Raw genomic sequence first — 23,368 nt, 5'->3', positions numbered from 1 at the left:
GCTATTTTTTCTTCCTCCGTTAACGGGCAGTATAATTGAACAAGACTTATTGTTAAAAAGGGACAGTCATGTTAAATAAATATGATATAATGGTCAATAATTTATTGACGGGGAAGTGGGGAAATGGGAAGTATCGACAATTTTATAGAATTAAACGTATCTGAATTAAATAAACATTATCTGAGTTTAAAAGAAAAATACGATAGATATAAAAGTCAAAGTCTGAATTTGGATATGTCTAGAGGAAAACCATGTCCTGAACAACTTGCCCTTTCCAAGGGTATGCTAGATATTTTGAAATCCGATGAGGACTATAATACAAAGGATGGTACCGATTATTGTAACTACGGAGGTCTTGATGGGATACCAGAAGCAAAGGAATTATTTTCACAAGTTCTTGAAGTGAGTACTAAAGAAATAATAATAGGTGGCAATTCCAGCCTTAATATGATGCATGATACGATAGCCAGAGCCATGTTTCATGGTGTATATGGCGGTGAATTTCCATGGGGTAAACTTCCTGTAGTGAAATTTCTATGCCCTAGCCCGGGTTATGACAGGCATTTTGCTATATGTGAGCTCTTTAATATAGAGATGATAACAGTAGACATGTTGAGTACTGGGCCTGATATGGATACGATTGAGAAACTTGTAAGTGAAGACGATTCAATTAAAGGTATATGGTGTGTTCCTAAATATAGTAACCCTGATGGCATAACATACTCGGATAAGACAGTAGATAGGCTTGCTCAAATGAGTACAAAAGCCAGTGATTTTAGAATCTTTTGGGATGATGCATATACTGTTCATCATTTAACTGAAAAGGCAGATCAGTTGAGTAATATCTTTTCTGCTTGCAAGTCAGCAGGTAATCCTCACCGTGTTTTTATGTATAGCTCTACGTCCAAGATTACTTTTCCTGGTTCTGGAATTGCTATGATGGCAGCTAGTGAAGAAAACCTAAGTTTTTTTAGGAAGCAGCTTTCCATCCAAACGATTGGGCCCGATAAGATCAATCAACTTCGGCATGTTCGTTTCCTGAAAGATATAGATAATTTGAAAGTACATATGGAAAAGCATGCAGCGATTATCAAACCAAAATTTGATATGGTATTAAACAAACTTGATTCGCAATTAGGCAGAAAAAATATTGCATCATGGAATAAACCAAATGGTGGGTATTTCATTAGTCTTAATACACTAAACGGCTGTGCCCGAGATGTTATAAATATGGCAGCCGAAGTTGGTGTCAAGTTAACCAAGGTAGGAGCTACATACCCTTATGGGAAGGACCCAAGAGATCGAAATATACGTATAGCCCCTACATTTCCTTCGATTGAAGAACTGGAAAAAGCTATTGAAGTGTTATGCCTTTGTGTTCAATTAGTAAGCATTGAGAAGATTTTATCGGAGAAGCAATGAACATCTAATCCACTGAATTGATCCATTTTTGGTTAATTTATCACCTTACATTAGTGAAAAGGCTTATTAATGTAAGTGGTGATCCATTTTCAAGATCGAGTATTTCAATTTATTCCATAATAGTGCGCTTATCTAGAATAAAGATAAGCGCTTATTTTCCATTTTAGGGCCATATTGTCGAGGAACACTTCGTAAAGGAAATTTGATATTTGTGTTAATATATAGAGGAATTCACGAAACTCAAAATGCTTATTAAACTTGAGGAGGGATGATCATGTATGTTCAACATACATAAAGTCAGTAAATTTCAAAATAGAAGGAACCTGGGAAACGTCCTAATTGCTGCAATTCCTCTCATCTATGTTGTTCTATGGATTATGTTCCCTCCGATTGATAACGGGACACGGTCAGATTATTCCAGTCAATATCTTGGAGAAATCATAGGTTCAACCATGATGCTAATGATGGCACTTACTTTACTTCTATCAACACGATTTCGATTTCTTGAACCACTCTTCGGTGGTCTCGACAAGATGTACTTGGCTCATAGAAATGCAGGTGTGATCGTATTTTTGTTGCTTATCCTTCACTATATTATTACGCCGATTGACCCAAGTTACGTTCCTCCAGGAAGAGCACCTGGGTATATTGCATTTTTTGGATTCGTTATACTTATCATACTAACAATCGCCCCGCGTCTCCCAGTAATTCGTAAGTTCGTACGGATTAGTTACCGGCGATGGCGGGTATCTCATAAGTTCATTGGTATTTTCTTTATCATGGGAACAGCCCATATGTTCCTAGTTGATTCACTTGTTCGAACAACTTTAGTTCCGTTTATTGTTTTAATGTCTGCTAACGTAGTAGGTATTGCATCTTACTTATACACCGAATTTTTAGCTACATTTACAAGACGTACTGCTACCTATCAGGTTAAGGAAGTTAATCACCTCAACAAAAAAACGGTGGAAGTAGTTCTAAAACCAGAAAAAAAACAGTTGAATTTTAAGGCTGGACAGTTCATATTTGTTCGATTTAAAGGTGATAGAGTACTATCTGAGCCACATCCATTTACAGTTAGCAGCTCTCCAAGTGAGGAGAACCTGCGACTAACCATCGTTTCTGCAGGCGACTTCACTCAATACTTATATAAGAATCTTAGAACTGGATTTCGTGCAGTTGTGGAAGGATCATACGGTATGATGGACTATCGAAAAGGTGGAAGGGAACAGATCTGGATTGCAGGAGGTGTGGGTGTAACTCCTTTTCTCAGTTGGATCCGAGATATGCCTCAAGAATTAAATTATAGAATCGACTTTTACTATAATGTAAGAACTCATGGTGACGAGTTGTTTCTTACTGAAATACTTGAAGCAGAGCAGCAACATGACCTTTTCAATGTCCATATCAATTACTCTAAAGATAATGGCAGGCTGACCATAGAAGACATTGTAAAAACGACAAGTGGACGTATAGCAGATAAACATATATACATGTGTGGGCCGACCCCTATGCTTACTACGTTTAATCAGGAGTTCCAGCGTTATGGTATTCCGGCCAGCTCAATCCATTATGAAGAGTTCTCTTTTAGATAACTGACTGAACATCTTAAATGTGTTTGATCTACTTTTAGCTATGGACTGATAGTTAGTAAGGGAGACATTTCATATAGTATTAGTTAATCTGACTCAGCGACTAGAATCTATTTAATCTTGAACAAAACCAGCTAATAGCAGCATCTGTGTTATTCCATAAACGGGCGCGATTGTTGAATAAGATAGGTGGAAAAATGATCAAACTTTTTTATGAAAAATCATATGTATATTCTAAAAAAAGAAACCATTTTGATCAATCTTTTTTCAAAATGGTTTCTTTTTATTTATCGTAAAAATATGGGTTTGCTTTTGATCAGACTTTTTTAATAAGCTATAGCTTCAATATTGATAGTTTTTTAAAAAGAGGAAACGCTGAAGATTGGGTAGATAATCTTCAGCGTTTCCTTTTATTCAGAAGGGAATATAGAGTGGAGATTTTTATTATAATTGTTTTAATGATATCTCTTTTATCCATTGAGGTAACATTTAGAAAAATACATAAAACGAATACAGAAATCTTTGAGGAACTAAGAAAATCTTAAAAAATGAAGATTAGCTATTTCGACAAACCCAGTTTGTGAGTACGTAATTCCAAATGAGAGCTGCGTCTTACTAAAAGGGCTAGATTGTGGAATAATTTAGAATGAATTATGTTCTGTGGGAACTTTCTACCCTTATAAACGTAGCTATTAGTGGAGGTGTTTTTTGTGAGAAAACTAAATAAATTCTTTTATGATTTCTTAGGTATGGAGAATAAAGATTTAGATGGATTAACTTTACATAACATAGAAGAAAAAATGAAAGATGAAAAATTCCCTGAAAGACTTATACAGCAAATACTTATGGAATTTAATAAAATGATACGTGAAAAAGGAGAAAAAAATTCCAAAAGTGTCTTGCTAATTTACATTTTCAGGTACCAGAACCATTCAGAAATGAATTAAAAGCTGAAAAAATCTATAGAGAATATCAAAATTGGATAGAGGATGAATTGGTTAACTTAGAAAATAGAACTGAATTATCCTGGGAAGAGCAAACAGAAGATATGGAAAACTTAAATTTTAAAGTAAAGAAAACACAATTAGTATTAAGGCATAGGATTTCTGATGTGGTTTTAGAGTTATTAAATTAAATGGAGGCGATTGCTGAGGATCAAGTAGCTGGTCTTCAGTTTTTCTTTATTCAATTATTGAGCAGGGTAACAAAAGAAGAAGTTTCAATCATACATAAAAATACGGAAAAACTTTTAGTTATTTTGAAAACTAATTTTATCTTATATCGTAATTGCTATTTATATTGGAGGAGGAATAAGATGTAGTGAAATCGAAAGAATTGAAAATAAAATCATCGCTAATGTGCATTTCGAAATCAATATGCAATATTAGAGTAGCTTCTTCAATACTTAGGCGCTTTTCATAAAAAAGAGGGCGTTCTTTTTGAGTTGGACCAATTTATTGAAAAGGCTTTGTAAGAAGGAGGTTTCAATTGAATTTAATCAAAAACGAAACCACCACCTGAAGGTGGTGGTTTAATATGGGGTAATACTTAATAAATTACTGTTCATTTAAGCTTGTTACAGAAACACTTTGTTTATTATTGGGTGCATCGAGGGAATGGATTGTAGCTGTTCCATTTTGTTCATCCACATGCTCAATATAAATTTTTTCTCCATTACAGGTTACATTAGCCATAATTGGCGAAGAAGCAAGTTCTTGTGCTCGTTGTGCGTTCATTGTAGCCACCTCCTTTCGATTTTCAATAGTTATAATATTTGTTCCAAATAACTTAGATATACTTGTTGTAATTGAAACTACTTCCATGTTAATTTTCCATGACTATTAAAAAGCAAAAGCTGTTAATTCCTTTAAGACCAAATGGAAATCTTCATTACCAAACCATCTCTTTAAATTTAGCAAAGGATGAGTATGTTAATCCAGAAGTAAAAGTAGCAACCAAGGATATGATTTTAATTGTAGATGGGACCTTTTTATTCAAGCAGAATTTGTGTAACCTATATGACTTTAAAATATTCGTAAATACTGATTTTGAATTAGCGAGAAAAAGAGGTGCTAAACGGGAAGAACGAGCTTTTGGAAGCTATGAAGAAGCCGAAGAAATGTTCATTAAAAGGTATCATGCAGCTTCGAAACTCTATTTAAAGCAACATTCAACTCAATTGAATGCGGATGTAGTCATTAAAAATAATGATTTAAGTAATCCAGATTTTGTTTAGAATTCAATACTTTTCTTCTATTGCTAATGGAGGCTTTAGTGAAGAAAAATAAGCGAATTTGCATCCGTGTTTCTATTTTCGTTATTACATTAATGGGCGCAATTCTTGAACAAGAATAAGCGCTCATTTTTCATTTTAGGGCCATTTAATGGAATATTGTAAATTAATCACCTTTAAGTAAATTAATGGTATAATTTGGTTATATATTAACTAGGGGGAGATTAACTTGAGGCTACACTCACTATCAATTGAAGGGTTTAGAAGACACTTTAAAACAGAGGGAAAATGTTCTGAAGCTACGTTTTTGATAGGTTCCAATAATGTAGGGAAAAGTTCAGTATTAAAAGCAATTGAGTATTTACTAAATGATATCCAAAAAATGACGATCGAAGATTTTTGCTGTGTTCGTGATGATGCTGAAAATAATGATCAAATAAGTGATGAAGTTGTATTAACCGGGGAATTTAGAAATGTTCCAGAAGAGGCATTCCAGTGGAGAGGATTCAATAAACAACGTATCTTTGAGTATGACACTTTGGGATTAGAAGGAGATACTGGGCTTAGTATCTTTTACAGAAAAACTTTTAAACCCAATCAAAAATACAAAGTAGAAATGAAGCAATTTAAGAGTACAAAAAAGGAGATATTTAACGATTGTAGAAAAATACAAGATTACATAGATCAAGGGATTGAAGAAGAAATATTCACAGATTTATTTCCAAATAAGGAATTCACTCAAAATATGACCTCTAATATGGAGAAGGAACTAGAGGCATTTGGAGTGGATGAATTATTTGATATTAATCATGATGAAATAGAGTGGTTTGAAAATCCCGGGGGCATAGCAGCTAATGTGTCACACAGGCTGCCTAAATATTTGTTAATATCTGATAAATCTAGGAGTGAAGAGCTTTCAGCGAATAACGGAGCGCTGATGCAAACTCTCAAACAACTTTTTGAAGATGTTAGAGATGAATCAGAAAATTTTCGCAAAGCACAACACTATCTTGATGAACTTGCTAAAGAATTGGATCCTGATGATGAAAATAGTGAGTTCGCAAATTTATTAAGAGATTTAAACAGAGTAGTAGGAGATGTCTTTCCTGAAACTGCTTTCTTAGCCAAAGCTAACTTGTCTAATGCAGACAAAGTCATAATTCCTAATTTTGGCGTGCAGCTGGGAAGTAATATTAATACTTCTGTGAATTATCAAGGCGCGGGGGTAGTTCGATCTGCCGTCTTTGCGATGCTTAGGTATAGAAGTATAAGAGAAAACAAAAGGAGAGAGCAATCAAGTGAGTATGTTAGGCCACTATTAATTGCCTTTGAAGAGCCCGAAATATATTTACACCCGCAAGCTGCAAAACAAATGAGAGATACAATTTATGATTTATCACTAGAAGCAAACAACCAAATAATCTGTACCACACATTCTCCATACATGATAGATTTAAGTAAAAAGGCAAATCAAACTTTGAATTCTTTTTTTGTCGAAAATGTTTTAGTTGAACACAAGGGCATTGATAAAAACATAGAGATGGTTTTTTGTAACCCTTTTAGTGTGAGTGATGCTTTTAAAAATCTAGTAGCTGATGACCAAACTTATATTAAAATGCTACTAAAGATTGACGATGGTATAAGTAAGGTATTCTTCTCAAGGAATGTTTTAATAATTGAGGGGGACACAGAAGAAGTTGTTATACGTGAATCCTTATCTAGGATGCCTGAAAGTTTGTATAAAGAGTTCTCATATAATTGGGAAGTAGTTAGGGCAAGAGGGAAAGCTACAATTATTTCGTTAGTAAAATATTTAAGGGCATTAGGTATAACACCTTTTGTCATTCATGACAGAGATAAAGATACACTTAGAGCTTACTCGTATAATCAACCAATTTTAGACGCAGTAGGTGATCAATCAAGAGTGATAGCCTTAAGAGAATGTATGGAGGATCTGCTTGGTTATTCTGCCCCAAGTAATAACAAGCCATTTAAGGCGTATAAATTTATTTCTGAAAACTGGGGGGACACTTGGGCGGAAGTTAATTCTGAATGGAAATGTATAATGGAAGGTTTACTGTCAAATGGAGGTATTGCTTACGAGCAGGTAGCACCCTCAAGTGAGGATAAGTAAATATTCAACTTATTATTAAAAAAGTTGATTGTTCATCTAAATGGTAATGAGAATAAGGTTTAAGATTAAAGCTGTCATTTTTGGTAGCTTTTCTTTTTCGATTTAGGGGCGTGGGTAGTGAAAGCGGATATCATAAAATTAAAAGAGAGGATGGATTGGAAAAATGGGGATGGAAACAACGAGAAAAAAATTTTACTGAGTGGGAATTAAAGTATTTAAATCAATTGTTATCATTTGATGATGTGTGGGAGTTAGGTGAAGAAAAATATAGACTTAACACACAAGACTTAATTGGAATATATGTATTTCAAAATATAAAAACTAATCGATATTCTCACACCATATTTTTGGTAGGCTAAAATCTCATGCATTGAAAATGAAATCAGGAAAACATAAATATACAGAAGTAAACGAGGATTTTAAGGAATATGGGAAGGAAAGCTTTGCATTTAAAATAATAACCTATTGTAACAACTCACAGTTACACAGGTTTGAAAAAAGTTGGCTCGAAACTTATAGTGCAAAAGAAAAGTTATATAATCAGACTGAAATTGATAATTGGGATACACCAAGAGGCAAATGGGTTAGAAATAGATGGTGAAAAAGCAAATATAATTTCAAATCACAAAATCACATTTTAAGAAACGGGACAATAGCTAAAGATAAGCGAATTAATTTCCTGTTTTCCTGTCTATTGTCCTTATTCAATTATCGGTGCAGTTTAATTGAGGATGAAAAAGAAAAATGAAACCTTTTATGGGTCCCGCTCGTAAAGGTTACTAATTAGGAGGAGAAAATTTTATGAAGAAAATATCTGTTATTTTTATTACCTTACTAGCAATTTTCTCTTTGGTCGGTTGTGGAAATGATGAGACTGAAGAAACAACAAAAGAGCAAGCTGAGGAAATTACTATGGAGGAGTTCGAGAAAGATATAGCCAATTTCAATGAAGAGAGCAACGTAGATATAAAAATGGATGATGTTGAGTTGTTATCGAATGAGACGCATTTCAGCAGCACATCAAAAGCCTGGGATGTGACTTTTAACTTGAAGGATGGTTTAACAAACCCTGAAAAAGCGACAAGTCAGATTGCTAGTTATTCCATAAATCTTAAAGGTGAAATAACTGGGAAAGTAACCTCCTTTGAGTTTGTTCAGCGCTAGGAGGGTATAGAAATCATTGTTCCATTTAAGGGGGCGTTTTCTGAACAAGCCGTCGCCTCCCTTCAACTATGCCAGCAATCGTTAGCATCTTTAGCTAACGGGGCAGTATAATCGAAGATTGGCTTTTTGAAACCTTTTATTTTTAACTCGTATATTAATAAATTCAAATTTCTGAGAGGTTTGCTGTATACAGTAGCCGCCCTTTGTTCAAGTAACGGTAGGTTAGTTTAAAAGGGCTCGTAAAAGTTTGATTTAACTTTAGGATAAATATGAAAATATTCCTTGCTGGGTAAATAGTCATTTTTACATAAAAAAGAGACCCTTAAAGGGTCTCTAGGCGAACACATATGAATTTATCCTTCTAAATTAAGCGTTAAGCTGGCGAAGAATGTCATTTACGTCAACATGAGATCTTTGCTCAATAATTTTCCCTTCAGAAACTCGCAACAATAACATTAGAGAAAACCTAACCTTATTTCCAGTTGCAGGGACACCGAAAAATGGGGTGCCAGTATGAGTACCTTCGAATATAAAATAGACTGCTACTAGGTCGTCTTCAGCAACCATGGATTTAATCGGCATTTTAAAGTCTGGAAAGGCATCGAAGTTTTTCTTTTCCGATTCAATAAGGCCTTCTCCCCCAGGAAACTGCGTATCAAGTTGCGGATAAAATACAAAGTCTTGATGACAAAAATCTTTAAGTGCCTCGTAGTTCTCTTGCTCAATCGTTTCAAAAAAACGGCGAACTAAGTCTTTATTTGCTTCAACTGACATACCAATGCACCTCCTCATATTAAAATTCACTCACGGTTTGTCTGGTTTTCCGCTTAAAATGAGTAAGATTCCCCGTCATCAGGTACTAACACATTAGAGGAAATTCCCTTTTCATTTATAAAGCTCTTTAATTCCTCTCTAGACAGTCCCCAATGGTTCACTGCTTCCATATGGACAGCAATAATTTTTGCATCAGGGGTAGCATTGTACACTTCATAAACATCATCTTTCCCCATGATAAGAGGGCCACCCACAAGGAATTGATTATATCCTGCATTGACCACAATGATTTCAGGTTTATGTGCATCGATGATTTCTTGGACTGCTTCATACCATACTGTATCACCAGTAAAATATAGTGTTTTCTCATTTGAGTGTTTAAAGACAACGCCACATACTTCCCCAGCATGCTTTAAGATTTCGCCTCTACCATGCTCGCCTTTCGTTTTAAATAATTGGATATCTTCAAAAACTGTATCCTCTTGTAAAATCTCTACATTTTTGAAACCAGCGTTTCCAATTTCCGTCGCATCTTCATGATTTTGGGCAAATATTTTAATTTGTTTTGGCAATGCTTCTTTTGCATCATCATCCCAGTGGTCAGGATGCAGATGAGTGACAATGACAGCATCAATATTAGATATAATATTGTCAATGGATGTCGGTAAGCTTACCAAAGGATTATTTTGGTCTTCTCTTGGCGCAGGGGGTAAACCAACACCAGTTCCAAAAGGCGGCATAGTTCCTTTTTCCGCTAACATTGGATCAATCAAAAACTTTTTGCCTGCATATTCTACAACCGCTGTTGCATTACGTATGTGATGTATATTCATATATATTAACTCTCCTTTTCTTTTTTTATTGATTTGAAGCACTCTTTTAGTTTAAACTATGACCAACTTACGAATACATGGGCTAAAAAAAGTCTTTCGGCAGTTTCACTTTATTTATGAAAGGATTATTAAAATGTTAGATAAGACGGATATGCATATCCTTGATGAATTATCCAAGAACAGTCGTATCACGATGAAAGAATTAGGTGAGAAAGTCCATTTGACTGGACCAGCTACTTCAGCCAGAGTTGCGAAATTAGAGGATAATGGAATTATTGAGGGATATACTGTAAAAGTTAATCAAGTCAAATTGGGATTTTATATACATGCTTTTCTAACGATCATTACACAGAGCACTAACCATCAGCCATATTTATCATTCATCAAAACGCAGGAACAATACATTGTACGCAATTATAAAATCAGTGGGGATGGTTGTTACCTTCTTGAATGTAAATTTCCATCCAATGAATTAATGGATAACTTTTTGGAAGGGTTAAATGAGCATGCAAATTATAAATTATCCATTGTTATTAAATAGAGAATCAATACAATGGAGAGTATGTGAATAAATTTACTTAAGCTAACGGGGGCAATAACTGAAGACAGCTAATTAATCTTCTGTTATTGTCCATCGTCAATTATTGGGGCAGGTTAATGGAACAAGGGAACCCTTATTCTTAGGGTTCTTTTTTAGGTATGAATTATTTGTGACAAGTATTAATATTTACAGGAAATTCCCAATTTTTTGTAGAAAAAGTATATACTAGAATCCATTTGATGGGGTGTTAATATTAATCAACCAAACTTCTCACAAAAAAAGAATTCATATTTATTACTATTTGGATTGGGCATATCAACCTTAGGAGATTTTATTTATCTTGTTGCCATCAATGTTTTAGTATTAAAACTAACGGGCTCTGCTGCTGCTGTAGCGGGGTTATGGATTATAGGACCTATAGCTTCGATGTTAACGAAATTTTGGTCTGGGAGTATTATTGACCGATTGAACATTCGCAGAATAATGATTGTAACAGACATTATTCGTGCAACTTTGGTAGCAATCATTCCCTTCTTCAGCTCTATCTGGCTTATATATGTATGTCTATTCTTTCTCTCCGTTTCAAAAGCATTCTTTGAACCAGCAGCAATTACTTATCACGAATGTTGTTCCAGAGAAAGGCCGGAAACAATTTAACTCTTTCAGGAGTTTGATTACATCTAGTGCCTTTTTAATCGGTCCTGCTATTTCTGGGGCACTCCTACTCATTACCTCTGTTAATATATCAATATGGATAAATGCCTTTTCTTTTGTTATTTCAGCGATCATGGTGTATTTATTACCAAATGTGAATACTGGAATTGATGTCACAGTACGCAAGATTAATTTGAAAATATTGAAAAGTGACTGGAAAGAAGTATTTAAATTTAGTCAAAACAGTCTATTTATAGTGAAAGTGTACTTCTTAGCTCAATTTTTTATGATTGTAGCACTTGGAATGGATGCCCAAGAGGTTGCCTTTACACAGAAGGTATTAAATTTATCTGAGACAGAATATGGATTACTTATAAGTTTAACAGGAGTGGGTTCTATTCTAGGGGCAACTACTGTTTCGATGGTTGCTAAAAAATTATCAATAAGAATCCTAATTTCCCTTGGTTATTTTATGGTTTCAGTGGGCTATCTGGTTTATGCTTTTTCTTTTTCCTTTTGGTCAGTAGCTATTGGATTTATGATTTTAGGTTTTTTTAACTCTTTTTCCGGCACTGGGTTTATGACTTTTTATCAAAATAATGTTCCTATTAAAATGATGGGGAGGATTTCTAGCATATACGGTATCTTTCAAAGTTTTCTTCAGGTAATTTTCATTTTATTGATTGGTTTTACAGGTGATATTATTCCGGTTAGGTATAGTATTATTGCTGCCTCTACATTAATGCTTGTGATAAGTATTTGGCAAATAAGGTTGGTTCTTATGCCAAGTAAATCCGAGTATTTTGCAGAAGAACCCGTACTCAAAAGCACTTCTTAATACATTCATACTTAGAAAATTAAATCTTCAATTAAAGGGGCAATAATGGAAGATCAGCTAATTGAACAAAGAAGATTGAAAGGAAAGTATTTCACACAAAAAAAGGAGGTGTAAAATTTGGACTTATTACTCTGGATAACTATTGTTTTCATAATAATCGGATTTGCTGTTCTTACTTCTATGAAAAAAGGTATGGAAAGTAAACTCGCTTTTGTAACAGCAAATGTGGAAGACGAGGAAAGTTCAACAAAAGCTAAATCCATAATTTGGTGGATAGTGAGTGCCACAGCTTGGGGAGTAGTGAGTTTGTTTCTTATTGTTTGGTGTTTTCATAATCACTTTGGATAACTGTTGGTTTCAAATGTACCTAAACCGGGGGCAAGAGCTGAAGATCAGGCAGCTGGTCTTCAGCTTTATTTACATTCCATTAAAGGGCAGTTTAGTTGAAAAAGAAGGGGAATAGACTTTTCTAATCGAAATTATGAAGTTGGAGATATGCTTTGTGTAATTTAATAAACAAGATTGTCATAACATCTATCTTGGAGGAGAATTGATGAAACGATTAATTATTGTATTACTATTAGTTGGCTTGATTGTTGGAGGATTCATTCTAAATAGCGAGAAGGGAACACTCACCTTACACGATTCAAAAATGGCGGCTGCCATACAAACCCTCACCCGCGATAAAGTAAGCGTGCATCAAACGGACAAACTTGGTGACAAATCAGCGATCGCCTTCTTTAGCGTCAAAAGTGAACAATACGGAGAGATGAACGGATTTGCATTGCTAGAGAAAAAATGGAACGGGAAGTATCGGATTCCGCCCATCACAGAAAAAAACGATTGGATGGTCCAGTGGGGAACAACAAGTGGTCTGACAGCAAGTGTCATCGAAACAAAAGATGGTTTATTTGAAATCCTTTACGGAAAACGAATCAATGATTTATACGGGAATGTACCAATTGCAAGCGTCGTGTTACAAGCACAACAATTTTCCGTCAGCAAACAAAAACATGTTACATCACACATCAAAACAACCGTTACCGTTCCAAAGAACAAAGACGCTTTCTTCATTGCTAAACCAGTTCCAAAAGACCTGTCACTACCGTACTACAAAGGCGACAGAGCCAATCAAATTGGTTTAACGTTTAAGTTATTCGACGAAAGCGGTAAAGAAATCAACGTTAGGTAAGAACTGATAACATAGGAGATTGTATTTATGACACCAATAAAAAAAGCTTATGGATACGTCACAAGAGTAAGAGACGAGAAGACACAGGTATTGGTATTTCGGCACAAGAATATCCCAGAGGCAGGTATTCAAGTACCTAAAGGTACAGTTAAAGAGTATGAAGACACGTATAACGCGGTAATTAGAGAAATTAAAGAAGAAACTGGAATCCAATGGTTTGAAGTGAATAAGTTGATATCAGAAGACTATTGGGAAAATGATGATGGTGCTATACATAATAGGTATTTCTATAAGATAATTTGCAAGGAAATTGCTGATGAATGGGAACACAATCCAACAGGTGGAGGAGAAGAAAAAGGACTTACCTTTCAATTTTTTTGGATATCATCTGATGAAGAAGTTGATCTAATAAGAGGTCACGCAGACTATTTAAAGCCAATTTTCAATTAATAATAATAAATTATGTAACTCTTATTCCATTATAGGGGGCTTATCCGGAATAGGATGAGCTTCTTTTTTGTTTAAAGTTTTTCTAGAGTAAGCTGCTTGATTATGAAATAATTGGGATTAAAAGTAGGTAAATACAAGCACTGCGAATTTTTTAATTTCCCCGTATCCTATATCCTCCTAACTGTGTTTATAAAGTGAATAGATAAAAGGAGGAAGTGTTGTTGTTATGAATACACTAGAACATATGTCGAATGAAATGCGAGATTTGAAAAAGAAGTTTGATCAGCTTATTGAACCTCATAGGCCAGCTTTATTTTTTCATGTTTTCTCCTCCTCCTAATATATGGTACTGTTAAAAAGTAACATATTTCGAGAAAAAATGTAAATAATTTTCCAAATTTTCCAATTTAGTTCTTTATCACTATAAGGGGAGGTGTAAATATAAATATGAAAAAATCAAATGTATTGGTAAAAGTAGTGGGAGGTTTATTAATAGTTTGGGCGCTTTTTCAAGCCTTCTATCTCTCAGTATATGGACAGGAAACTGAATTTTCATATTTCGTAAACATAGCTGGTCCTGCCTTGTTCTCCTTATTCATACTGACTTTGGCCATCAAAAAGATTGTTGAGAAGGACGTTAAAATGTTTTCCCTTTATCTTATTTTGTCAGTAGCTGTTGCTTATGTTTCTTCCGCCTACGTATTATAGGGAGAGATAAAAAGCCCTTATGAATCCATAAAAAAACTGACCCCCATTTTAAGTAAAGGATTCCGTTTTCGGATGCTTTTTGTATAAACGACATTAAAACTGACCTATGGATTGGCATAGGTCAGTTTCTTATTATTTCAAGGTTTATAAAGCAATAATCGTGTAAATGGCAGTCCAAATTACAAGATTTTCATACCGGATAACACCTATTGTCCTCGTAAAAAAAGGTGCCAAAATGAGTGTCAATTACCTCGTCGTTTTGTCTGTTAAAAACAAATCATAAACTGTTAAATCGGCAACCTAACCTATGGTAAAATAAGTATAGGCAAAGACAGTGAATTATTCCATTAAAGGGGCAGTTTAACGGAATAAACCGAAATTTGATTTTTGTCTAATTATAAAGTGTTAATAATTATACTCAAAGGTATGGTGATTACTTCTTTTATGTAATGGGGGGTACTGATGAAATACATAGAGTTTGGAATAGGGAATACTTGGGTTGTTAGGACGGAAACTGAACTTGAGGATGGTACTGAGTATGAGGAAAAGGAATTATTCGTCCTTTAAAGTTCCAATCTGTATATTTAAGAATATGGCTCTTGAAAACTGTCATAGTTATTGACTTTAAAGAAGGATTTAAAAAAATGAAGAAGGATCGAAATGCTTTTAAACTTATCCTTGGAATAACAAGTTATTGAGTAGCTATCTTAAATTATAAGGGGGCGTTTGCTGAACAAACAGGCACTCTGTTGTGTTTATTGGGTAGCATCGATTAACATTGAAAGTAGGAAAGGGTGTTGGACGTGAATACTTTTGAAACTAACGAAATAAATAAATGGAAGATTGAACTAGAAATTATGAATTCAAACTCTTCCTATAATCAGATGTCTAAAAATAAAAGCACTATTAACTACGATGATATCTTTTCTGAGTAGGAAGAATCCAAGAAGTTAAATACTACTCGACTGCTAATCAAGCAGGATAATAATTACATAGGATTAGTGGATTACTGCATAAATAATCCCTCTGATAATACTCCTTGGATTAGTTTATTTGTTATTCATAAGCAATTCCAGGGGTCAGGAAACTCTCTTGGAGTATTTCAACGTTTATACTCTTAATGAGAATGGAATAAATCAAAAAAGAGGAAAGTCGATATTGGAATGATATCGTTTCTATTCGAGAATACCCTCCTATGTTTCTTATATATGTATCAAAAATAAAGCAATCGTATTTCCGAAGAGATTTTTCAAAATAAATGAAGTGTAAGAACCCGTTAGGTTTGTGATTTTCTAATTTACTAAAAAACACATATTGATTTATAAAATTTTATCCATTAGGTAATGTTAATAAAAGAATAGGATTAGGAGGCTTTTGGATGAGTAGTTCAAATCGAGTACCAATTACATCTTCAGAATTAGCAAACTTGTGGATGACGTATCAAGATAAAACAATGATCATGAGATTTCTAGAGTACTTTCTTGAACATGTTGAACAAGAGGAAACACGGAAAATTCTGCAGTCTTATTATGAACGAGCTGCTGAAAGTGTAGAGTTTGTGATATCTATTTTTCAGCAGGAAGGTGCAGTTATTCCAGCTGGGTTTACTGAAAACGACGTGAATAAAGGGGCTCCCAAGTTATTCGATTATATGTATGATGTCATGTATTTACACATGATGTCTAAATTAGGAACTGCTCTTTACTCGCTCTATTCGACTATGTCTTACCGTCAAGATATAAGACAATTTTTTAGACGATTAACAACTGAAGCACAAGAGGCATATGACCAAGCGACCAATGTTCTTTTAGAAGCAGGAGTTCTTTCTCGTTCCCCTTATGTATCGATGCCAAAAGAAGTGGAGTTTGTACATGATAAAAATTATATGACAGGATTAAATTGGTTCAGTAATGAAAGATCCTTAAACACAATTGAGATTTCTCTTATACATAATGCGATTGAGACAAACCTTACGGGAATGCAATTTATGATCGGATTTGCACAAGTAGCACATGATCAACAGGTGCGAAATCATTTTGTTAAAGGAATGGAACTATCTAAGTAAGTCGAAACATCACTAGGTGAATTTTTACGACAAGATTACATTGAACCACCGGCTACTCATGCCGGAAAAGCGACTAATTCGACTGTCACTCCATTCTCTGATAAATTGATGATGTATAATACCAGTTTGTTAACCACATTTGGACTTGGGAGTAATGCACTTGGCGGTGCTTTTAGTTTACGAACTGATTTACCGGCGAAAATGGCACTCCTTACAAAAGATATTTTTGATTTTGCAAAACAAGGTGGAATAATTATGATCAAAAATGGTTGGATGGAAAAACCACCACAGGTTGAGGATCGAAATCAAATGATAAAAAGATAACATAGGTATTAAAAGGGACTTTAAATGTTCATTTAATATGATTATCGTTTTAAAACAGGTGTAAGTTTTTCTACAACTTCTTGTATTTTTAGCGTTTCTCATATACGTTTGAGCTAATGACAACATAGAAGAAAATCGTTTGTTTTTAAATTAATCCTTATAGATTACTTTGTTCAATTAAAGTGCGCGATTCTGGAGTAAGAATTGTGCTCTTTCTTCTTGTTGGCCATTTAATGGAACAACACATTATTACAGAGTATACCGATACGGTTCAGCAAGTAACTTTAAGATTGGTTTATTAATAAGAGGATTTGCTTCAGGGTACCTTGTATAAACTACCTTGGTACCTTTTCTTTTTAGAAATTATTTTATACTTATGAATAACTTGAGCAATAAATTTTTAATTTCTGTTATCATTTTAGAATCAAAGATGGGTGAGGTTGTGAAAATTTTCACTTAAACTAACGATTCAGGTTAGCTTGAAAAACCTATATAATTATGGGTTTGCAAGAAGTCGATGTTAAAAAGTTCTTTAATTACGTCTACTTTCAATAGCAAGATTGTGAAAAAATGTACTTATACTAACGGGCAGCATTAACGGAAAAACTCACCTTAGAATATAGCAAACTAAAGTGAGGTGTATTTTATGAAAAAAATCAAATTTATCCTAATCTTAATGATGTTGTTTATAATTCCAAACACTAAAGTTGATGCTAATTTCCCAGAAAGCTCTTCCTCGTCAGCCTTTAAAATATCCTCTGAATAAGGATATTCCTCGTCAGTAATGACACCACTGAATACAAGCTGCCAAAAACTCCTATGTACTCCGGAAAAACTTGGTCCAAGAGCGATTGAAATTGTAATTTAGCCTTTACATGAAGTTCGGTGATATTTTCATGTTGCGTAGTTAGATTCTGAAGGTTTAAGAGTTGGATTCCTCGCTTTTTGTAAGGTTCTAACTCCTCCTTATAATACAGCTCACATAGGTGGTAGGCATCAATCACATCGGTTTTTATCTTCGGTAGATTTGAACTTTTGGCTCTATAGGAGACAAGGGGATTAATAATAATTAAAAGGATATCACGCTCCTCTAAGTACTGAACAACTGGAAGGTGGTAGTGACCTGTAGATTCTAGTACGATCGGAGGTCTAATTCCTCTAAGAACTCTTATTTCCTCAAGATAGGCTACAAGACAATCAAGTCCTTCTACAGTGTGTGGTAAACTGAAACTTTTTCGGTGCGGCTTTCCTTTATCTAAAAATACTTGAACTTGGCTTTCTCCTTTTGAGAAATCCAGACCAACGACTGGATTCATTCTAAAATCTCCTCCTTGTGAATATACTTGCCGGTAACCCTTAACTCCATCCTGCAGTGTCATAGCTTCGCTTGTTATACGGGGTACCACCAACATTTTGACTAAAAACCCACGTTAAGCCATTTTATGGGAGTTTAAAGCATTTATCTCTCCGCTAATAAAGCCATTTTTCAGATGATATAACCACAAAATATATTGTCACAAATCACACATAAAGAGGAGATAAATAATTCAGAAAAAACTACCTTCTTCACTTATTATAAAATTCCATTTTTTGTAATAGGTGAAGAGAGTGAATGGATTAAAGTGAATTAGACACTCTAAAGTTATATTGAAATTAAAAAATATCTAAGGAGTGAGTTTATGAGGAAGTTTATACTTGCCTGCATCTTATTGTTTTATATTCCTCTGCCTGTTTTTGCTTCAAAAGTTTCAGATCAGTCCCTGGTTGAAGAAATGAAATTAGATGGCTACAAAACAATGAAAGATTCAATAAGAAATTTTGAAAAAAGTAATAACGTGACCGTTAAACTACCTAAAGTTCCATTTAATGCAAATATTAAATTAGGTAAGGATAGTGACAGCAAATTAAGCCTAAAATGGTTTGATACACGAAGTACACCACCTAAAAGCTTTAACTTAATCATCACAAGTCAAACTAACAATAAGTTTTTGGGAAAGACAAATTCAGAAACTGTATTATTAAAAGACGGAATAAAAGGATATTATTATAAAAACAACTTTCACACCTTAACATTCTCAACTAATGGACTAAATTATCAATACTCCATTAAAGACACATCTGAATTTACCAAAGAAGAAATTATTGAAATTGCCAACAATTTCAAATAACATAAGAAACTTATTTTAATAACGACTCTTTTAAGAGTTGTTATTTTTTTGATTTATTACCAAATTTAGGAGGATTTTAGACCGTTTTCGTCGAAAGAATTATCTAAGAAAGAATTTTAAAGGAGGATATCAAATTGGTAAAAAAAATTATGCTTGTTTCTTTCTTGGTAATTGCATCATTTAAATTACCTTGGTTAGAAATAAAATAAGAGAATGGATATAGGCTTATTTGGAAGTCTTCCATAAGGGTTTCAGTAAGTCTTACTGTCGGAGTGTCAATATTATATTTTTTGATTAGTTCTTCGATTTCTTGCTCAGAACCTCTGATTAGAGTAATAACTCGAGTATTTTTATTCTGGCTAGTAAATTTTTTTATTTCTGGGTATATAGTAGTGCAGACTCCACATTGTACAGAAAGAAAAACTAGTATTGTTCCTTTATAATGCTGTTTAGTTTTTAGATTTACTTCTTTTCCCTCAATTGTATGTAAATCTAAATTCGAAAATGATTTACCTATATCAACGCCTCTGTCCTGTAAATCCAAAGTTAATGGTTTTGGTTTGAATTTCTTCAAGAAAAAAATATTAATTATAGTATTGGAGATAACAAGAACCCACAAAATTACAAATGCTGCTAAAAACACATTCTCACGTCCTTATTTTTCTAATGTCTAACATCATTTAATGCCTTAATATAGGAGTATAATGATATTGATAATATATAAATGAATACTATACCAATACATAAAGAAAATAGACTTACTAAATACATAGCTGAAGTACCTATAAGTGCAACGTGATTTTCACTAAATAATAGGAAAGTATTCAACAACACTAAAAAAAATATATGAACCAAAGTCTTGTTACCTAAAACGCTGTCTGTTAAAGTGCCAAAGCAATTACATTTAATATTTTTTATATCTTTATTTTTAACTACCACTACTAAAAAAATCGTCAAAAGAACATATAATCCAAATACCCCAAATATCAGTAGCTTTGAGCTGAATAGACATAAAGCTATAGCTATTTCAATAGAGGGAACTAAAATTGAAACTACTGAATTAATTCTATTTGGAAACAATTGGAATACCGTTTTTTTAAAGGATTTTATTGATACAAACTTAGAAATGGAACTGACCAATAAGATACTAATTAGCATTGCTCTGATAAACAACTCCAAAAACAATCCCCCTTTGTATAAAAGATATAATAGGGGTAGCGTCAGGATAATGCGGATTTACAACGTTAAGCAAATTTTCCTGACGATTACCCCGTTTTTAACAACGTTAAGAAAGTTTTAATGGTCTTAAAGAATCTAATGAAACCATTTTCTCCGGACTAAAATGGTATTCCCCCAGTAAATTAATATGCTCCCAGCCTAAAGGAGACATATGGTGCAACAAGTCTTCTTTAAAACCCCCTAAACCCTTTTGGTATTCCACTGCTTTTGTAAGATGTAGAGTATTCCAAACACTAATGGCATTGATAATTATGTTTAAAGCACTGGCCCTTTGTAGTTGATGCTGTATCGTTCGTTCCCGAAGTTCCCCTTGTTTCCCAAAGAAAATAGCTCTTGCGAGACCATTCATGGCCTCTCCTTTGTTTAAGCCTTTTTGAATTTTTCTTCTTAAAGATTCACTAGTAAGGTAATTAAGAATAAAAATAGTTTTTTCAATTCTTCCCATTTCACGTAAAGCTGTAGCTAAACTGTTTTGTCTAGAGTAGGAGCCAAGCTTCCCCATAAGAAGTGATGCCGAGACAGTTCCTTCTCTTATTGAATGAGCTAATCGTAAGACATCATCATAATTATCTTTAATAATTTTTGTATTGATTTGGCCACGTAAAATAGACTCTAATTTTGGATACTCGCTTGCCTTTTTTAATGTAAACAGCTTTGAATCTGACAAATCTCTTATTCTTGGCGCAAACTTAAAGCCTAAAAGGTGAGTTAATCCAAAAATTTGATCTGTATAGCCAGCTGTGTCTGTGAAATGCTCTTCTATATTTAAGTCTGTCTCGTGATGCAATAATCCATCTAGGACATGAATAGCGTCTCTTGAATTAGTATGAATAATTTTTGTATAATACGATGAGAACTGGTCGCTGGTAAATCGGTAGATTGTTGTACCTTTTCCGGTTCCGTAATGCGGATTTGCGTCTGAGTGTAAAGATGAAACGCCTACCTGCATTCTCATTCCATCTGACGAAGAAGTTGTACCGTCACCCCAATAGGAAGATAAGTCTAACTTGTGGTGAAAATTTACTAATACAGCTTGCGCTTTGCTCATGGCATCTTCATGCATTCTCCATTGAGATACATTGGCAAGTTGTTTATATGTAAGATCAGGCGTTGCTTCAGCCATCTTACTTAACCCAATATTCAATCCCATTCCTAATAGGGCTGCCATGATGATTACTGTTTCTTCTTTATCTGGTTTACGGTTATTTGAGGCGTGAGTAAATTGCTCATGAAATCCAGTTATATGAGCAACATCCATGAGTAAATCGGTTAATTTTATCCTAGGAAGCATCTGATAAAGGCTAGCACTAAATTTTTTGGCTTCCTCTGGAATGTCCTTCTCCAACCGTGCAATTGAAAGCTTTCCTTTCTCGAGCGAAACTCCCTCTAGTTTATTCCAATTGTTAGATAACCATTTTATTCTCTCATTAAGGCTATTGGTCCTTTCTTGAATGTAGTCTTCGAACGATAAGCTAACTGATAATCGTGTATGATCTTTGTCTTGGTTCCACGTATCTTGTGAAAACAAATATTCCTCAAAATCTCTATATTGCCTACTGCCTGAGATAGACACATCACCGGCTCGAACGTGCTCTCTTAATTCCGTTAAAACAGCCATTTCATAATAGTGTCGATTGATTGTACCGTCTTCTTCATATAAATGCTTTTTCCAACGATTTGAAACAAAATCTACAGGAGCTTCTATAGGGACTTTTCGCTTTCCGGAATCGTTCATTCCACGTATAATCTCAACCGCCTGCAAAAGTGGTTCGTTTGACTTTGTTGAATGAAAATCCAGAACTTTCAATAGGGTCGGTGTATACTTTCTAAGGGAATAAAAACGCTTTTGAAGTAAATCCAGATAATCGTAATCAACAGGTCTGGCTAGTTCTTGGGCTTCTTCTACTGATGTGACAAAGGAATTCCATTCAATAATGGACTCTAAAACCTCAAAGACATCTAACCCTTCCGTTTTCGCTTTTATTAATGCTTGGCCTATGTTAGAAAAGTGAATTACTTTTTCATTGACTTTCTTACCATTCCTTTTCTGAATTTCTTCTTGAGCTTTTCGTCCTTTTGATAGCAGGCTAAGTATTTGTCTATCATGAATTTCAAACGCCTTATCTGTTAACTCCTCAGTAAGTTGCAATAAATATACGGTTAGAATTGTATAACGTTTGTTTTCTTGGAAGTCACGAAAAGCATAAGGTTCATATCTTGAACCTAGTCGAGAAAACTGTAAAAAGCGATTCCGGTGTAAATGATTAACTTTAACGCTTCCTAGTTCCATTCCCCGAATATATTCAAGTCTTTCTATTACTTTTAAAAATGTCTCAGGAGAAGGATGACCTGGTGACTCCTTTAACCAACCCAATATTGTCTTATTAGTTTCAGATCTATGCTGAGAGGTAATGATTTCTTCAAGCTTTTCCTTTTGGTCATTAGTTAAAGATTGACTGACGGTATTAAATATCTTCTTTTCTGCCATTGCCCTAGCTTCCCATACCATTCTTTCAAGTGTTGTAATAGCAGGCAGTATAACTCTATTCTTTCTCAAAAAATCTATGCTCTCGTGTAGTATATGAATAGCATCTCCATTTTCCAATGCTAATTGATAAAGGTGTTTAAATGTCATTCGATATTCTTTTAGAGTGAATGTTATAAAATCATATTCGTTCCGAATCTCTTTCAAGTGATCCCACAGCGTATTTTCTCTTTGAGGATAAAGACTAAGTGAAGAAGGATCGGCATTGATTTGATTTGCTATGTATCGCATAACCGAATCAGGCAGGTTTTTAATATGTGTATATGACCAGCCTGGATATCGAAGAACAGCCAATTGCACTGCGAATCCTAATCTATTTTCTTCCCTGCGTCTCTTATTAATAACTGCCAAGTCTTGATTAGAAAATGTATAGTAGGTTCCTTCAATTAAATCATCTTCCGGAATCTCCATAAGAAGATTCCTTTGATCCGTTGTAAGTAATTCTCTTCCTCTTGCAATTTTCAAATTGTATCATCTCATTTCTTTAACTAT

The 23,368-nt window shown here is 34.2% G+C and carries 22 protein-coding genes and 3 pseudogenes; 18 read left to right on the top strand and 7 right to left on the bottom strand.

The features are described 5' to 3' along the window. Positions 1–123 precede the first annotated feature (123 nt). From F0342_RS10910 to F0342_RS10900, 3 genes are all read left to right on the top strand, one after another. Complete coding sequence (locus F0342_RS10910; RefSeq protein ID WP_149155948.1) at positions 124–1,422, top strand: aspartate aminotransferase type Ic; 1,299 nt, start codon at positions 124–126, stop codon at positions 1,420–1,422. Between the two features lie 278 nt (positions 1,423–1,700). After that, positions 1,701–3,017 (top strand): ferredoxin reductase family protein, encoded by a 1,317-nt coding sequence (locus tag F0342_RS10905; RefSeq protein WP_149155947.1) that lies wholly within the window; start codon positions 1,701–1,703, stop codon positions 3,015–3,017. 707 nt (positions 3,018–3,724) lie between these two features. After that, positions 3,725–3,961: a hypothetical protein gene (locus F0342_RS10900; protein ID WP_149155946.1), complete on the top strand. Its 237-nt coding sequence runs from the start codon at positions 3,725–3,727 to the stop codon at positions 3,959–3,961. Positions 3,962–4,570: 609 nt separating this feature from the next. Here F0342_RS10900 and F0342_RS10895 read toward each other — a convergent pair. Further along, positions 4,571–4,750 (bottom strand): small acid-soluble spore protein H, encoded by a 180-nt coding sequence (locus F0342_RS10895; protein WP_149155945.1) that lies wholly within the window; start codon positions 4,748–4,750, stop codon positions 4,571–4,573. Between the two features lie 98 nt (positions 4,751–4,848). Here F0342_RS10895 and F0342_RS10890 point away from each other — a divergent pair, with 98 nt between their 5' ends. The 5 genes from F0342_RS10890 (at position 4,849) to F0342_RS10870 (ending at position 8,545) form a co-directional block, all read left to right on the top strand. Next, on the top strand, positions 4,849–5,250 hold the full coding sequence (locus F0342_RS10890) for a nucleoside/nucleotide kinase family protein (RefSeq protein WP_188048495.1): 402 nt from the start codon (positions 4,849–4,851) through the stop codon (positions 5,248–5,250). Between the two features lie 226 nt (positions 5,251–5,476). Next, positions 5,477–7,381 (top strand): AAA family ATPase, encoded by a 1,905-nt coding sequence (locus F0342_RS10885; RefSeq protein WP_149155944.1) that lies wholly within the window; start codon positions 5,477–5,479, stop codon positions 7,379–7,381. A 110-nt stretch (positions 7,382–7,491) separates the two neighbouring features. Next, a complete protein-coding gene (locus tag F0342_RS10880; protein ID WP_149155943.1) occupies positions 7,492–7,740 on the top strand; it encodes a hypothetical protein in 249 nt (82 codons plus the stop codon). A 17-nt stretch (positions 7,741–7,757) separates the two neighbouring features. Further along, complete coding sequence (locus F0342_RS10875) at positions 7,758–7,982, top strand: GIY-YIG nuclease family protein (RefSeq protein WP_149155942.1); 225 nt, start codon at positions 7,758–7,760, stop codon at positions 7,980–7,982. Between the two features lie 200 nt (positions 7,983–8,182). Next, a complete protein-coding gene (locus F0342_RS10870) occupies positions 8,183–8,545 on the top strand; it encodes a hypothetical protein (protein WP_149155941.1) in 363 nt (120 codons plus the stop codon). A 366-nt stretch (positions 8,546–8,911) separates the two neighbouring features. Here F0342_RS10870 and F0342_RS10865 read toward each other — a convergent pair whose 3' ends face one another. Continuing rightward, the gene (locus F0342_RS10865; protein ID WP_149155940.1) at positions 8,912–9,319 is read right to left on the bottom strand and encodes an ester cyclase; all 408 of its coding nucleotides are present in this window, start codon (positions 9,317–9,319) and stop codon (positions 8,912–8,914) included. Between the two features lie 53 nt (positions 9,320–9,372). Continuing rightward, positions 9,373–10,152: an MBL fold metallo-hydrolase gene (locus tag F0342_RS10860; protein ID WP_149155939.1), complete on the bottom strand. Its 780-nt coding sequence runs from the start codon at positions 10,150–10,152 to the stop codon at positions 9,373–9,375. A gap of 133 nt (positions 10,153–10,285) precedes the next feature. Between F0342_RS10860 and F0342_RS10855 the strand changes: the two genes are divergently transcribed. The 9 genes and pseudogenes from F0342_RS10855 to F0342_RS10820 all read left to right on the top strand — a co-directional run bounded on the left by F0342_RS10855 (position 10,286) and on the right by F0342_RS10820 (position 16,924). Beyond that, positions 10,286–10,693 carry an Lrp/AsnC family transcriptional regulator gene (locus F0342_RS10855; protein WP_149155938.1) on the top strand — a complete coding sequence of 136 codons (408 nt, stop codon included), beginning with the start codon at positions 10,286–10,288 and terminating at the stop codon, positions 10,691–10,693. Positions 10,694–10,999: 306 nt separating this feature from the next. Next, a complete protein-coding gene (locus F0342_RS25400; RefSeq protein WP_262481701.1) occupies positions 11,000–11,350 on the top strand; it encodes an MFS transporter in 351 nt (116 codons plus the stop codon). A gap of 13 nt (positions 11,351–11,363) precedes the next feature. Continuing rightward, the gene (locus F0342_RS10850) at positions 11,364–12,185 is read left to right on the top strand and encodes an MFS transporter (protein WP_262481700.1); all 822 of its coding nucleotides are present in this window, start codon (positions 11,364–11,366) and stop codon (positions 12,183–12,185) included. Positions 12,186–12,302: 117 nt separating this feature from the next. Beyond that, on the top strand, positions 12,303–12,533 hold the full coding sequence (locus tag F0342_RS10845) for a hypothetical protein (protein ID WP_149155937.1): 231 nt from the start codon (positions 12,303–12,305) through the stop codon (positions 12,531–12,533). Between the two features lie 205 nt (positions 12,534–12,738). After that, positions 12,739–13,377 (top strand): hypothetical protein, encoded by a 639-nt coding sequence (locus tag F0342_RS10840; protein WP_149155936.1) that lies wholly within the window; start codon positions 12,739–12,741, stop codon positions 13,375–13,377. 27 nt (positions 13,378–13,404) lie between these two features. Further along, entirely contained in the window at positions 13,405–13,827 is a 423-nt protein-coding gene (locus tag F0342_RS10835; protein WP_149155935.1) for an NUDIX hydrolase, read from the top strand. Between the two features lie 447 nt (positions 13,828–14,274). Then, positions 14,275–14,535: a hypothetical protein gene (locus tag F0342_RS10830; protein ID WP_149155934.1), complete on the top strand. Its 261-nt coding sequence runs from the start codon at positions 14,275–14,277 to the stop codon at positions 14,533–14,535. Positions 14,536–14,997: 462 nt separating this feature from the next. Continuing rightward, positions 14,998–15,233 (top strand): annotated as a pseudogene (locus F0342_RS10825) (DUF3977 family protein). A 680-nt stretch (positions 15,234–15,913) separates the two neighbouring features. Then, positions 15,914–16,924, top strand: a pseudogene (locus F0342_RS10820) (DUF3231 family protein). Between the two features lie 714 nt (positions 16,925–17,638). On the opposite strand, the pseudogene F0342_RS10815 reads toward F0342_RS10820, so the two are convergent. Next, a pseudogene (locus F0342_RS10815) lies at positions 17,639–18,240 on the bottom strand (IS110 family transposase); the annotation flags it as partial. A gap of 363 nt (positions 18,241–18,603) precedes the next feature. Here F0342_RS10815 and F0342_RS10810 point away from each other — a divergent pair. Beyond that, on the top strand, positions 18,604–19,092 hold the full coding sequence (locus F0342_RS10810) for a hypothetical protein (RefSeq protein ID WP_149155932.1): 489 nt from the start codon (positions 18,604–18,606) through the stop codon (positions 19,090–19,092). A gap of 103 nt (positions 19,093–19,195) precedes the next feature. Here F0342_RS10810 and F0342_RS10805 read toward each other — a convergent pair whose 3' ends face one another. From F0342_RS10805 to F0342_RS10795, 3 genes are all read right to left on the bottom strand, one after another. After that, positions 19,196–19,735, bottom strand: coding sequence for a TlpA family protein disulfide reductase (locus tag F0342_RS10805; protein ID WP_149155931.1), 540 nt, complete (start codon positions 19,733–19,735; stop codon positions 19,196–19,198). A 20-nt stretch (positions 19,736–19,755) separates the two neighbouring features. Then, positions 19,756–20,250 carry a MauE/DoxX family redox-associated membrane protein gene (locus F0342_RS25720; protein ID WP_395940679.1) on the bottom strand — a complete coding sequence of 165 codons (495 nt, stop codon included), beginning with the start codon at positions 20,248–20,250 and terminating at the stop codon, positions 19,756–19,758. A 127-nt stretch (positions 20,251–20,377) separates the two neighbouring features. Further along, entirely contained in the window at positions 20,378–23,341 is a 2,964-nt protein-coding gene (locus tag F0342_RS10795) for a Tn3 family transposase (RefSeq protein ID WP_149155929.1), read from the bottom strand. Positions 23,342–23,368: the final 27 nt, after the last annotated feature.

It is taken from the genome of Bacillus sp. CH30_1T, from assembly GCF_008364765.1.
Taxonomy (GTDB): Bacteria; Bacillota; Bacilli; order Bacillales; family Bacillaceae_B; genus Rossellomorea.
Note: the sequence above shows the minus strand (reverse complement) of the source record. Positions and strands in the feature narration are given on the sequence as shown.